The organism is Pseudoalteromonas sp. D15MCD-2, from assembly GCF_038562745.1.
Taxonomy (GTDB): domain Bacteria; phylum Pseudomonadota; class Gammaproteobacteria; order Enterobacterales; family Alteromonadaceae; genus Pseudoalteromonas.
The window spans coordinates 3,465,233-3,479,399 of record NZ_JBCFQE010000001.1 but is presented as its reverse complement, the minus strand read 5'-3'; the positions used below and the strand labels follow the sequence as shown (position 1 = coordinate 3,479,399).

The 14,167-nt window shown below is 41.9% G+C and carries 8 protein-coding genes and 3 tRNA genes; 10 read left to right on the top strand and 1 reads right to left on the bottom strand.

Going from position 1 to position 14,167, the window contains the following annotated elements; genetic code table 11:
• Positions 1-32: 32 nt before the first annotated feature.
• The 10 genes from nudE (at position 33) to AADY36_RS15950 (ending at position 13,309) form a co-directional block, all read left to right on the top strand.
• Positions 33-605, top strand: coding sequence for an ADP compounds hydrolase NudE (gene nudE, locus AADY36_RS15995; RefSeq protein ID WP_171040476.1), 573 nt, complete (start codon positions 33-35; stop codon positions 603-605).
• Positions 598-1,395 carry a 3'(2'),5'-bisphosphate nucleotidase CysQ gene (gene cysQ, locus AADY36_RS15990; protein ID WP_055021754.1) on the top strand — a complete coding sequence of 266 codons (798 nt, stop codon included), beginning with the start codon at positions 598-600 and terminating at the stop codon, positions 1,393-1,395. Before nudE ends, cysQ begins: the two co-directional genes overlap by 8 nt.
• 138 nt (positions 1,396-1,533) lie before the next feature.
• A tRNA-Met gene (locus tag AADY36_RS15985) sits at positions 1,534-1,610 on the top strand.
• Between the two features lie 61 nt (positions 1,611-1,671).
• Positions 1,672-1,748, top strand: a tRNA-Met gene (locus AADY36_RS15980).
• A 141-nt stretch (positions 1,749-1,889) separates the two neighbouring features.
• Positions 1,890-1,966 (top strand) — tRNA-Met (locus AADY36_RS15975).
• Positions 1,967-2,861: 895 nt separating this feature from the next.
• Positions 2,862-6,848 (top strand): hybrid sensor histidine kinase/response regulator transcription factor, encoded by a 3,987-nt coding sequence (locus tag AADY36_RS15970; RefSeq protein ID WP_342409218.1) that lies wholly within the window; start codon positions 2,862-2,864, stop codon positions 6,846-6,848.
• Between the two features lie 297 nt (positions 6,849-7,145).
• A complete protein-coding gene (locus tag AADY36_RS15965; RefSeq protein WP_342409217.1) occupies positions 7,146-10,649 on the top strand; it encodes a COG1470 family protein in 3,504 nt (1,167 codons plus the stop codon).
• Between the two features lie 53 nt (positions 10,650-10,702).
• On the top strand, positions 10,703-11,074 hold the full coding sequence (locus AADY36_RS15960; RefSeq protein ID WP_054563936.1) for a hypothetical protein: 372 nt from the start codon (positions 10,703-10,705) through the stop codon (positions 11,072-11,074).
• Between the two features lie 70 nt (positions 11,075-11,144).
• Complete coding sequence (locus AADY36_RS15955; RefSeq protein WP_054563935.1) at positions 11,145-11,759, top strand: trimeric intracellular cation channel family protein; 615 nt, start codon at positions 11,145-11,147, stop codon at positions 11,757-11,759.
• Positions 11,760-11,797: 38 nt separating this feature from the next.
• Positions 11,798-13,309: a YifB family Mg chelatase-like AAA ATPase gene (locus AADY36_RS15950; protein ID WP_055199365.1), complete on the top strand. Its 1,512-nt coding sequence runs from the start codon at positions 11,798-11,800 to the stop codon at positions 13,307-13,309.
• 8 nt (positions 13,310-13,317) lie between these two features.
• Here AADY36_RS15950 and AADY36_RS15945 read toward each other — a convergent pair whose 3' ends face one another.
• Complete coding sequence (locus AADY36_RS15945; protein ID WP_054563933.1) at positions 13,318-14,022, bottom strand: response regulator transcription factor; 705 nt, start codon at positions 14,020-14,022, stop codon at positions 13,318-13,320.
• Positions 14,023-14,167 lie beyond the last annotated feature (145 nt).

Sequence of the window (14,167 nt, the reverse complement as noted above, 5' to 3'; positions counted from 1 at the left end):
AGCATAACTGCCATGATAGCAAATTAATGCCAATGACACAGAAAAAGCATCCTACACCACCGCAAATTTTGTCTAATGAAGTTGTCGCTAAAAGTCGACTATTTACTGTTGAATCTCTCGAATTGAAGTTCTCAAATGATGAGCAAAGGCAATACGAAAGAATTCGTGGCGGTGGCAGAGGGGCAGTTATGATTGTGCCAGTAACGGCCGATAACGAACTGTTATTAGTGCGAGAATATTGTGCAGGCACCAATGATTATCAGTTGGGTTTTCCAAAGGGCTTAATTGACCCAGGCGAAACCCCACAGCAAGCTGCAGACCGTGAGCTTAAAGAAGAAGTTGGTTTTGGTGCTAAACATTTTGCTGAACTTAAAAAAGTCAGCATGGCGCCGAGTTACTTTAATGCCACTATGCATATTTTGTATGCTGAAGACCTCTACCCTGAAACCTTACCCGGTGATGAGCCTGAACCGCTTGTCGTGGTAAAATGGCCAATAAGTGATTGGCAATCATTATTGCAACAAGAAGACTTTACTGAAGCACGAAGTGTCGCAGCTTTGCTATTATTAACAAAGTACTTAGAGTCGGGAGCGGGCAATGAATGATTTTTTAGAACCGTGTATTCGGTTAGCTGAGCAAGCAGGCGATGCCATTATGGCCATTTATCAGCAGGATGATATTGGTGCTGAGCAAAAGTCAGATCATACTCCGGTCACCAAGGCTGACTTAGCATCGAACGATGTATTAATGGCTGGTTTGAAAGCCATAGCCCCTGATATTCCAATTATGTCAGAAGAAACACCCATTCCGGCGCTGGCAGACAGAAAAGATTGGCACCGTTATTGGCTGCTTGATCCTATGGATGGTACCGGGGAGTTTATTCTCGAAAGCGGTGATTTTGCAGTTAATATCGCTTTAGTTGAAAATAATCGCCCAGTACTGGGTGTTATCCATTGGCCAGCGAAACAAGTGACTTATTTTGCTAGTTATCAAAATGGCGCGTTTAAACGTGAAAATGGCCAAGATCAGCAAATTTCGGTAGCAACGCCGGATAATTTAACCTTAGCTGTAAGCCGCAGACAAAAAATTGAAGCGGTCAGCCAGTATTTAAATACTCAGTTTGCGACGGTGGCATTAGGCTCATGTTCATTAAAAGCGTGTATTATCGCTGAGGGTAAAGCGGACTGCTTTTTACGTATCGGGCCAACGGGTGAGTGGGATACTGGTGCGTCACAAGTGATTGTCGAAGAAGCTGGTGGCTGTATTACAGATGCCGAGTTCAACCCGTTAACTTACAATCAACGAGAAAGCACAGAAAACCCTGATTTTATCGTGATGGGTCACCCTGATTGGGAGTGGCAAAAAATGATTAGTCCTCATCAGCGTGCATTCTAACGGTGTTTTGTGTGCTTTTTGTTCGCTTGAATTAAATTTGTCACTATAACTCTTGATTTCTCATCTTATTGCTATATGATAGCGCTCTCTCTGGAACAGGGCAGCAATAACATGCTTATGTTACTTAGAGATTACAGGCGCGGGATGGAGCAGCCTGGTAGCTCGTCGGGCTCATAACCCGAAGGTCGTCGGTTCAAATCCGGCTCCCGCAACCAATTCTTTGAATTGGCTGACTTCTTAAATTAAGTGAGAAGTAAAATAAACTTAATATTCAGGCGCGGGATGGAGCAGCCTGGTAGCTCGTCGGGCTCATAACCCGAAGGTCGTCGGTTCAAATCCGGCTCCCGCAACCAATCTTTTAAAAGATTGGTATATTGTTGGAACTTTAAAGGTCGTCGGTTCACTCTTCACCTTCACAGCTCCAGCAACCAATTCTCTGAATTGGCTGACTTCTTAAATTAAGCAAGAAGTAAAATAAACTTAATAATTTCAGGCGCGGGATGGAGCAGCCTGGTAGCTCGTCGGGCTCATAACCCGAAGGTCGTCGGTTCAAATCCGGCTCCCGCAACCAACTGAAATTAAAAATTTATATGTAATACTAGGCACGCGAAAGCGTGTTTTTTTATGCCTGAAATTCAGGTTCAGAGCCCGAAGGTCGTCGGTTCGCCCTCAAAATTCACAGCTCCCGCAACCAACTGAAATTGAAGATTAAAATTAAATGAGTTTGATAAGTAGGCACGCGAAAGCGTGTTTTTTTATGCCTGAAATTCAGGTTCAGAGCCCGAAGGTCGTCGGTTCGCCCTCAAAATTCACAGCTCCCGCAACCAACTGAAATTGAAGATTGAAATTAAATGAGTTTGATAAGTAGGCATGCGAAAGCGTGTTTTTTTATGCCTGAAATTCAGGTTCAGAGCCCGAAGGTCGTCGGTTCGCCCTCAAAATTCACAGCTCCCGCAACCAACTGAAATTAAAGGTTGAAATTAAATGAGTTTGATAAGTAGGCACGCGAAAGCGTGTTTTTTTATGCCTGAAATTCGGTTCAGAGCCCGAATGTCGTCGGTTCGCTCTCAAAATTCACAGCCCCCGCAATCAACTGAAATTATATAATAGGCAAGCGAAAGCGTGTTTTTCATGCCTGAAAAAGCTGGAAGCTTTAAGCTATAAGTTTTAAGTAGAATGAGAGTGTTGTTTAGTGCAGTGTTTTCACTCGTGTTCACCCAGTTCATTCTTTGTGTAGGTTGGTTTGAGCGTAGCGAAACCCAACACAATTCATGTCAAACCTTTCTTCTGATTGTGCTTGACCTAGAACCTAGCACCTAGCACCTTTACCCCGCTAACTCACATCTAAATCCAACTCCTTGATATCTTTCCTAGTTATTCATCCCTAAATTGGGAAATGATTATGAATGTTAGCTGAACTGAACTACGCTTGATTAATAACTAATAATAAATGTGTAGATTTAGGGATGATCCGTTTTTTAATAGCGCTGTTAGCTCTTCTGTTCTTACCTTCAGCTTTGTGTGCATTTCAAAACTACGATATTGATGATGGTCTATCGCAAAGTGTTGTGTTTGATATTGTTCAAGACCAGCAAGGCTTTATCTGGATTTCAACACAGGCAGGTTTAAACCGTTTTGATGGTAATGAGTTTACTGTATTCACAGCATCCGATAAGGAAAATAGCCTAGCGAATAACTATATTTACCCATTGGCAATCGACAACGAGTCAACGTTGTTTATAGGTACTCGAAATAGTGGTGTAAACCAACTCGCATTACATAATTATCAATTTTCTAAGCCGCTTTTAAAAGAGCGCCGAATAACAAGCTTATTAGTAGCGCAGCAGCAAGTTTATATTGGCACTTACGACGGCAGCCTGTTTCGTTACGATAAGCGAACAGAGCAGCTTGAAACGTTAATAACAGAGTTAAAAAAACCTATTTATGCGCTATCAAAAATCGCTGACATACTTTGGATAGGAACGCATGGAGCTGGGTTACTTCATTATGATCTTATTAATAAACAACAAATTAATACTGTTTTTTCTGGCTTTGCTGAGCCTGTAGATATTCATGGCAGTATCTTCGCTATCAAACAGGCCGCTGATGGCAGTATTTGGTTGGCAAGTCAGGGCGGCGGTTTGTATAAGATTGAGCTAAGCACCAAAACAATAACGCAGTGGTTAACTTCTAATGACGATAATTCTGGGCTTAGTAGTAATGAAATTCGTGATATTGAGTTTGATAGCCAAGGCCGAGTTTGGCTAGCAACGCGAGGCGGCGGAATTAATGTTTACGACCCTATTGATGCAAGCTTCACCGTTTTAGCGCATGACCCGTTTGATAAATATAGTCTTGCTCATGACCGGGTATATAGTATCTACCGAGACAGTAGCGACATTATGTGGTTTGGTACTGCACATGGGATCAGTAAGCTCGACCCTGCATCATTGCAATTTAGTAAGTTAAAAAAGCCAACGCCACTTTCAAGTAACGATGCGTGGGCGTTATTTGAAGACTCAAAGCAACGTATTTGGTATGGCAGCTGGGGTGGCGGTATCGATATTCTTGATAAGCAATTAAATCGTTTAGATCGCATAACCACCGAAAGTTCACCGTATTCAATCAGTAGCAATGCAATTAAAGCCATCGCCGAAGATCGTAATGGCGATATATGGATTGGCAGCTGGCAGCAAGGGATTGATGTTTTGCATACCGATGGCAGCATCAGTCACTTTCGGGCAGATGAAGGCGGGCATGGCTTAACTGAAAACAGTATATATGACCTTTTAGTCGATGAGAAAAATAATGTTTGGGTCGGCACTAATGGAGGGGGGCTGTTTTGCTTTGATAGGCAGCGCGGCAAATTTATTAGTTTTGCACAGCCTGTAGCAAATACACAACTTGTAATTCCAACGGCGCGGGTGACGAGTTTATACAAAAGCTCGCAAGCAGATCTGTGGATAGGCACAGATGGTGATGGGGCTTATCACTACAACGCAGCAACCGATACCCTCACTAATTATCGCAAAGGAGACTTGGCTTTATCTGATAATACAGTGCGAGCGTTTTTAAAAATTGATCAGCAAATGTGGCTCGCAACATCGAACGGCTTAAATATTATTGATTTGAGCAACCAGCAAGTTCATCAGCTTAATGTCGCTCAAGGCCTTCCTAATCAAGTCGTTTATGCGTTGCTAAAAGACAATGAAGATAGGGTCTGGCTAAGTACCAACAACGGCCTCGCTAAAATAGACCCTGTAACCATGAGCATAAAAAATTATAAAGCTCGACATGGCTTACAAGGTAATGAATTTAATGCCGGTGCTTATTTAAAAACCCGTGATGGCCGCTTGATGTTTGGTGGCACTCAAGGGGTTAGTGTCATTAATCCTGCTGACCTTGAAGTTAATACTATTGGCGGGCAATTAGCACTCACTAGTTTGCAGTTTGATGATGAGGATGTGGTAAATCAGGGAGTCAGCCGTTTAGGCAGTTTATACCAAATAGAAAAAAGCCGTTCAGTGACTATTCCTGCGGGAATTAAACGGGTTCATTTTCAGGTTAGTTACCTACACTACTCTGAGCCACAGACTAACCAGTACTCCTATCAGTTAGCAGGCTTTGAACACCAATGGCGAAAAGCTACAGGGTCGTTTTTATCTGTTGACTACACTAATCTTCCTGCTGGTAAATATCAGTTGAAAGTTAATGCTAGTAGTGAAAATGGGGCAAATGCGCTCACCCCATTACTGTTAAACATAACGGTTCTTGCGCCTTGGTGGCAAACAAGTGAGTTTTATCTGCTAGCAGCCATGCTGATTTTGGCTATGGTGTGGTTATTCACAGTGCTTTGGACTCGCCGTATACGCAAACAAAAATATTATCTGGAGCAAATTGTTAGCGAACGCACTGACGAAATCGCAGAGCAAAAAATGCTAATCGAACAGCAAGCTGACGCTCTGAGTGACTCACTCGAAAATAAAGTGCGTTTTTTCACACATGCATCCCATGAATTACGTACTCCTTTGAGTTTGTTAATTGCGCCGTTGCAAAAGCTCGTAGCAGATGAGCGAAATACTGAAAAGCGTGAGCAACTGAATTTGGTATTGCGTAATAGTCGGCGTTTAGAAAACTTGGTCGATAAGCTACTAACCTTGACTCGCTATGATGAGCGCCATGAAGAGATTATTAAAGTTGTATCATTATCGGCAATAGCCAGAGAGGTCGCGGGGCAGTTTGCTGTGTTAGGTGAAAAGCCCATCGACTTTAAGGTTGATATTGAAGAGGCTGTATTTATTGAAAGCACCCGAGAAGGGGTGATCACGATTCTTACTAATCTATTAAGCAATGCTTTTAAATATACTCAGCAAGGCCAAGTCAGCTTAATCATAAGCGCATCAGGTGAGCTTGCCTACATAGAAGTAACAGACACAGGTAAAGGCATCGCAGACGCTGAAAAAGACAAGGTGTTTGATACTTTCTACAGAGTAAGTAGTCATGCAAATGTAGAAGGCAGTGGCGTAGGTTTAGCTATCGTTAAACGTCTGGTCGATAAATACAAAGGCAATATTGTGTTGGCAAGTCGTTTAGGAGAAGGAACCAACTTTAAACTCGCATTTAAAACAGCACAATTTGCAGAGCAAGTTCCTGTTGATAGTACAAGCCTAAAATCAAAAGTGAGTCATGACAAAGCAAGTGTATTAATTATTGAAGATAATGACGAGCTACGTCATTACCTAAAAACAGAGTTACAGCACCGCTATCAAGTATTATTAGCTGAAGATGGTCAGATCGGTTTGCAAATAGCGCTGAGCCAAGTACCAGATTTAATAATTACTGATCTAATGATGCCAAAAGTCGATGGCTTTACTGTTTTAGATTCATTACATAATTCGCCCGTTACTTGTCATATTCCGGTGATTATTTTGACCGCCAAGGGCGACTATGAAACCCGAGTAAGTAGTTTGCAACAGCATGCGCTAGATGTGATCACCAAACCATTTGATAGAGAAGAGCTATTTTTAAAAGTTGAGAATTGGATACATTGGGTCAATTTATATTCTCAACAGCAAACTATGGATGCACCTGATCATGTTGAGACAAAGCAACCGGTTGTGGTTGATCCTCGTGACAAACAGCTGCTTGAAAAGCTTGAGTTGTATGTTGCTGAGCATTACCAGCAACAAGGTTTCTCTATGGTGAATTGTGCGAAAGAATTAGCGCTTAGTGAGCGTCAATTACAACGTAAGTTAAAAGTTCTATTAAACATTACTCCTAGTGAGTATTTGCGTAATTATCGACTGAGTAAAGCTGCTGAATTACTAAGACAGGGGCGACAAATAAGCTTAGTAATAGATGATGTGGGCTTTTCGTCACGCTCGTATTTTTCTAAATTTTTTAAAGCAAAATATGGCATGACAGCGAAAGAGTACCAATGTCATTACATATAACATGTTGTTTATATAGGAAATGTCGTATTTGAGTACATTTTTGTCGGCATTCAGCATACTTATTTCTTGTAACTAATCTACCCTTGAACCTTAACGAAAAATGAATCGCTTTGATGGGATCTCGGGTGTTCATATTTGACGGGCAAACATGACTGAATTCAGATTATGGTTAAGGACGACACTGAGATCCCGCCTTTATTTCATGTTCAAAATAGGTTTTGCTTCCCTTGAGTTATGGCAACTGTGTATGCAGTTGCCTCTTTTTAGGGAAATACAGTACTCAATGTAAGGATTAGCATGATGAGCCCCCCTAATTTTCACTCCATAAAGTATTTAAAACAATTATTACTAGCGACAAGTCTTGTCGCTTTAACCGCTTGTGGTGGAGGCGGTGGAGGTGGTGATGACGATGATGATACCCCTCCCGTCGCTACAAACAAAAATCCCACGGTATCTATTAGTAGTGATAGCAGCGTAACAGAAGGTGGCGATTTAGTCCTACAAGCGACGGCAACAGACAGTGATGGCACAATTGCAAGTTACGCATGGCAGCAAACATCAGGTCCAGATCTAACACTTACCGGCAGTGATACAAGTACACTTACGATCACCGCGCCTGAGATTGAAGATGATGCAGATGTCGTTGTTTCACTGACAGTCACCGATGATGATGGTGCAACCGCCACAGCAACAGTAACGATTGAGCTTAAACGTAAAGTGCTCAGCGTAACGATCACCGGTATTGTAACCGATGAGCCGATTATCAACTCAAGTATTGTGGTGCAGATTGGTGATGAACAATTTGAGATTACCGCTGATGCACAAGGCCGCTATAGCGTAAACATTGAGGTTGATGACTCAGATGCTGATGAACTGGTTAAGCTGGTGGCGTTGGGTAATAACTCCATTGATCCGGGCGTTGAATTTGTATCCCAACTGAAGTCTATCGCAACGCTTGTTTCACAAGCAGGAGCCGATGGCACATTAAGCAAAGATGAAAACTTTGGCGTAAACATTACTAATGTCAGTACTGCAGAGTTTGCACTTTTAAGCCGCGACGGTACAAACATCGATTCTGAACAAGCATTAGATGAAGCTTTACTCGCTGTTGATGCTGACGAAAAACTGCTACTTGCAGCGTTAATCAAGATCATTGTAGATAATGATGACTACGAACTACCTGAGGGTGTCGATTCGACCCTTGATTTAATATCTAGCGCTGAACAAATTGATGACTTTATAAATACAGTTGAAAGCCAAGACCCAGGATTAATTGACTCTACAAAAGAAGAGATTAAAGATGATGATGAATTAGTTGATCAAACAATCAATAATCTGACCGGCAATTATTTATTAATGCAGCCACAATATTATCGAACTTCAGTTGGGCAGTTTGAGTTTAATAATGATGGTACCGGGTATGTCAGTTTACTGGATGTTGATACTGACTTTAGTTGGTCGCAACAAGAGCAAGACATCACAATTACTTTGGCTGAGCCAGCATTAATGAGTTGCTTTGTGGTTACTGATGGAAACGATGAACAGCTAGATGTTTGTGAGTACTTAGTTGAGTTAGACCTAACTATTCTTCTTGAAAACGATGCAAACAGAACGGTTGAGTTTTTCCGTAAAAGCGAAACACGCATAACCAGTTCAGATGTTGTATATAGAACTACAGAATCGAACTATAACGCCACCCTTATTGAACAACAGCAAACACTTGCTGTGACAGCTGATGAACTTATTGGTAATTGGGTTATTGATAACCTAAGCGAGTTTGGTGGATATAGTAGTGCAGTAAGTGTTGAGTTACTTTCTGGTGGAACAGGAACGCTCATTGATAACGATAACGCGCCTGTTAGTGTGACTTGGCAAGTTGATGGGAATCGACTGCTTATAAGCAATAGTGCAGAAACTATTAGTTATGACATCGCTATTTGGCTCGTTAAAAATGTACAAGTGGGTTATCAATTTGCGGCATCACTCGAAGCTAAAGCGGACGATAGCTCACGTACAGTCACAGGTTTAATGGTGAGAGATAATCAGCTTTCATTTACTAAGTCAGACCTATTGGGTAAATGGACTGTTTACCAAGGCTATAACTCACCTCAAACAGACCTCCACTATGATGTGTATGATGATGGTTTAATGAACTTTAACCTGAATCAAAACTTTCGTTCTTGGCAAGTAAGCAGTGAGGGAGTGTTCTTAAGATATAACTATTTTACGAGCAATGGTGTTCAGCCAATTTGTCCTGAAGGGGAAGTTTGCCAAGTATACAGTGAGTTCTCGCAGCGATTATTAGCCACTAACAATGGTCAAAACTTTACGTATCGTAAATATCGCTTTTTTAACTATGATGGTTCGGAGCGTGTCGAAGATTATTCATCTCATCTGCGTAACTTCTCTGTGTCAGATGAGTATGGGGTAACTAAATTCGCACCCTATTGGTTAGAAGAGAACGCAAGTTTTGATAATAATGGCTACCCAATTACAACTAACTACATTGAACTTTATTCACCAAGAGAGCTAGGTGTAGAAACCATTAAAATAGCGACTATTTATGATGAGATGACGGCAGAGTATAGCCATCAAATCACCTTCACTTACCTTGGAGTGGTCAATCAATACGACTACAGTTTAGCGTCAGGGAAATTACTATTTGATAGCATGAAGGCTGAAGTGAGTGACTTTGATCGAAACTTCTTAACTATTTGCGTGTATGAGCAAGCAGGTAGTTGTACTGAAGATGCTAAACAAGCGTGGTACTTTGATAAGGCAATGGCTGAAGAGCAAGTTGTTGTAGAGCGTCCTGCAACGGATCATCCATTAGATGGGGCTTGGCAGCTTGCTGATGAGCCTGATGTCGCGGTAATTATTCGTGATGGAAAATGGTTACAAATTCAAGCAATGGACGACCCTGATGATGACACCGCATTCCCTGGTTTTGAAATTGGTGACTTTACTTGGGATGAAACAACAGGCGCTTTTGATGTCACTATTACGGAAGATACCAATGGTAGTTTCGGTATAGATGATGCTGGCAGTATTGTTGCCAGTGTTGATGGAGATACGCTGACATTCGATATCGAAGGTGAGGGTACTATTACGCTAAGTAGAATCTACAGTGAATCAAACCCGCTAATAGGGGGTTATACATATGGCTCTTACGATGGAGATTTCTTCATTGCTGTATTTAAAGAGGATGGCACTTTCTTAGAGCTTGCTCATGATACTGAGTTTGATGAGTTAGGTATATCAGGTGGTTACTACACCTATGATGCAGAAACTCAAAAGGTAGTGGTTGATTTCTATGTAAAAACCTATGGTGACCCAATTGAATTTGCTGACCCTTACTTTATTGTGAAGCCACAAGGTAACTTTATACAGTTCAAAGACGGCGATGATTTTGGCCTCTTCGAACGCGTTACACGAGTTATTGATCAAGCAGCTTTCACTGAAGCAGATCTTATTGGCTCACATGTATTTACCTTTATGGCTGATGATGGCAGTGGTTTAGAAACCTCTAATGTCGTTATAAGTAATGATGGTACTGCAACATTTGAGTTAGATGGTGAAGTACGCTCAGCAGAGTGGGCATTAGATCTTGGGTCGTTGATGATGTATAGCGAACCAACAGCTACGCAAAATTATGGCTATGGTGTGACTATGACACCCGTAATAACCATTGAAGGTGGTTTTAGTGTAGCAACGCTAGGTTTCGAAGTACCTGAAACCTACGATGATAATGATGATCCCGAGTTACACACTTTTGTATCGGGCAGTTTAATTAAGCAGTAATTTTCTGAGCCCAGTAGCAGCAATGCTACTGGGCTTTTTTGAGGAGTTAGTTTATGAAAGCGTTATATTTCTCAGTATTACTTCTTACCCTTAGTGGGTGCCAAACGATGGATGCAATGCAAGAAGACATTAGTGATTTAAGTAATAGCTTGTTTTCAAGTGAAGATATGAGCGAAGAATCACAAGATGCATTCTTAAAAGCACAAGAGGCATTTTATGAAGCCGACAATGTTCGTAAAAAACATGCGCAATTAAATGCTCAAGAACGAAGCTTATGGGTCGAGTTAGAGGATGATTATAACATCTTGTTGGCAGCTCCTAGTAAAGCAACTGAGAAGGAATCTTACTTTTCAGACTCTACGCTTGCAGATAACGTTATGATGCAAAGTTTAAAGTTTATTGAGCTGGTCGAAAAAGGCGAGTAATCGAAACTTCGCTTAAAAGATTGAAAAGTTTATGTTACAACGGCACTAACATTACTTTTTAGTTACAAACATGACTGAACTTTACCATTGGTTTGATTTATTCGGCGTAGCCGTGTTTGCAGTTTCTGGAACGCTACTGGCGTACAACAAAAAAATGGATGGCTTTGGGGTTGTTGTGTTGGCCACTGTCACTGCTATTGGCGGTGGGACTGTGCGCGACGTTATTTTAGATGTTCCTGTATTTTGGCTACATGATCAAAGCTATTTCTGGGCTATTTTATTGTCTGTATTTGTCACCACTCGATTAATCAATAAGCAGCGTTCTATTTCACTTAATGCGCTGCAAGTTGCTGATGCTTTCGGTTTGGCATTTTTTGCGGTGATGGGCACACAAAAAGCCATGCTCGCAGGTATGCCAGACACCACGGCGATTATCATGGGTGTAATAACAGCCTGTTTTGGCGGTGTTATCCGTGATGTGCTGGCTGGAAATATGCCGATGCTATTAAAGGGCGAGCTTTATGCAATTGCTTGTATCGCTGGTGGCATTGTTTATACATTAAGTATTTCGCTGGGTTTAGTGACCGAAGTAGCTATGATATTAGCCATGTTAATGACCTTATCACTGCGTTTAGCTGCAATGAAATGGCAACTGACATTACACGTTTTTAAATATCCCGACTAAACTTAATTTAAGGATGAATGATAGGGACATCATGGATCGTGTCTTTAGCTAGAATATTTTCACGCGCACAAGTGGGTGTGCAAGCTCCTGAAGTGATTGTAGAAGTACACTTAGGAAATGGCTTGCCCGCTTTTCATATCGTTGGCTTACCTGAAGCGTCAGTCAAAGAGTCGAAAGATAGAGTGCGTAGCGCACTCGAAAACTCTCAGTTTGGTTTTCCAGATCAACGAATAACCGTCAACCTTGCACCTGCTGATTTACCTAAAGAAGGCGGCCGTTTTGACTTGGCTATTGCTGTGGGTATTTTAGTCGCCTCTGGGCAAATAAACTGCCCTGATATTCATCGTTATGAGTTTTACGGAGAGTTGGCTTTAAATGGTGAGGTAAGAGGGGTTAACGCTATTTTGCCTTCGGTGTTAGGTGCGAAAGAGCAGGGTCGCTGTTGTTTTTTACCCGCTGAAAACGACAATCTCGCAAGCCTTGTTTCGGGCGTCGCTCGAAAAGCCGTTTACTCCTTACAAGATGTTTGGAATGACTTATTAAATCAGCAACCCCTGCCACTTAATATTAGCTATCCTGAGCAGCAGTCGCAGCGTGACTCGCTACTCGATTTAAGTGATGTGAAAGGCCAACCTGGCGCCAAAAGGGTACTCGAAATAGCAGCCGCTGGTGGCCATAATTTACTGTTTCTTGGCCCTCCAGGTACTGGCAAGTCAATGCTTGCCCAACGTATGCCTACGATTATGCCAACCATGTCGGATGATGAAGCAATTAGCACTGCCGCGTTATATTCGATAATTGGTCAGTCGGTTGATTTATCTAATTGGCGTGAACGCCCCTTCAGAAATCCACATCATACTTGCTCTGCTGTGGCCCTTGTTGGTGGCTCTTCGAACCCTAAGCCGGGAGAAATTTCTCTTGCTCATAATGGTGTACTGTTTTTAGACGAGCTGCCTGAATTTGAGAGAAAAGTGCTCGATTCACTGCGTGAACCAATGGAAACGGGCGTGGTGACTATATCGCGAGCGGCGCGACAAATGGAATTTCCATCGCAATTCCAGCTGATCGCCGCATTAAACCCTAGCCCCACAGGAAGCCATACAGATAAGCGTGCAACGCCTGATCAAGTATTGCGGTATTTATCTCGAGTATCTGGACCATTTATCGATAGGATTGATCTACAAATTGAGCTGCCGCGACTCACCAGTAGCCAATTACAGAGCACGCAAGTAGAAGAGAGCAGTGAACAAGTAAGAGCCAGAGTTGAAAGAGCTTATGCAATTCAACTTAACCGGCAAGGCAAAGTGAATGCGCGCTTGAATAATAAAGAAATGAGCATTCATTGTGAGTTGGCAGCTGCTGAGCTGCAGTTTTTAGCAAAAGCCAGCGAAAAACTGGCTTTATCACCACGCTCATATCATCGTGTTATTAAAGTTGCGCGTACCATTAGCGACTTGAAAGCACAGCCAGCAATTACCTTAAATGAATTAAAAGAGGCGCTGAATTATCGCGCCTTTGAGCGGTTAATTAGTCAATTAACGCAGTATTAGATAACTTGCTAAATAGAGAGCATGTAACCTTTGCCGCGAACGGTAACGATACGTTTTTGGTCTTTTTCATCGCTTAATTTTTTACGTAAGCGGCCAATAAGTACATCAACGGTACGATCGCTTGGGCTCCAGTCAGGTTGACCTATTTCTTCGGAAATTTTTTCACGTGATGTCGCTTTACCTGCATTTGCAATAAGGCAAATAAGTACCTTGTGCTCTGCTTCGGTGAGACGAGACTCTTCACCATTAGGGGTCACTAATGTGCGGTTATCTGGGTGCAGTTTAAAGTCGGCATATTCAATAAACTCTTCACTCTCATCATCTTGCTGAGAGCCTTTTATGCGCTTAAAAAGGGCGCGCATTCTTAGTTCAAGTTCAAGTAAGTCAACCGGCTTGCAAATATAGTCATCGGCACCTTGTGCAAGGCCTGCAATACGGTCAGCTTGCGAGTCACGACTAGACAGCACAATAACGCCAATATCTGTTAGTGCATTAAGTTCTTTGGCAAGCAAAAGCCCATCGCGTTTTGGTAACACAATGTCGATAACGGCTAGAGAAATAGCTTCTTTTGATGAAGCACGCGATTGCACAATGCTTAATGCATCGGCCCCCGTTGAATCTACCTCAATATTAAACTCAGTTTCTTTAAAATGATTAAGAATGCGTTTAACGAGTAGTTCGTCGTCTTCAACCAATAAAACTTGAATAGTCATTCGCTTTAATTTCACACTTGATTTGTTGTTATGTTAGCACTGTATGGCAAAGGCTGAGAAGTGTATTGGCGAGGTTTGTAACTATTTCTTACAATTTAATGGCTTAGCTGTAGTTGAAAAGGGTGAAAGCTGAGCACTCGCACAG

What these genes read in the sequence shown, in the direction of transcription:
- nudE (WP_171040476.1), top strand. Translation starts at nt 33, where the DNA reads ATGACACAGAAAAAGCATCCTACACCACCGCAAATTTTGTCTAATGAA.
- cysQ (WP_055021754.1), top strand. Translation starts at nt 598, where the DNA reads ATGAATGATTTTTTAGAACCGTGTATTCGGTTAGCTGAGCAAGCAGGC.
- AADY36_RS15970 (WP_342409218.1), top strand. Translation starts at nt 2,862, where the DNA reads ATGATCCGTTTTTTAATAGCGCTGTTAGCTCTTCTGTTCTTACCTTCA.
- AADY36_RS15965 (WP_342409217.1), top strand. Translation starts at nt 7,146, where the DNA reads ATGATGAGCCCCCCTAATTTTCACTCCATAAAGTATTTAAAACAATTA.
- AADY36_RS15960 (WP_054563936.1), top strand. Translation starts at nt 10,703, where the DNA reads ATGAAAGCGTTATATTTCTCAGTATTACTTCTTACCCTTAGTGGGTGC.
- AADY36_RS15955 (WP_054563935.1), top strand. Translation starts at nt 11,145, where the DNA reads ATGACTGAACTTTACCATTGGTTTGATTTATTCGGCGTAGCCGTGTTT.
- AADY36_RS15945 (WP_054563933.1), bottom strand. Translation starts at nt 14,022, where the DNA reads ATGACTATTCAAGTTTTATTGGTTGAAGACGACGAACTACTCGTTAAA.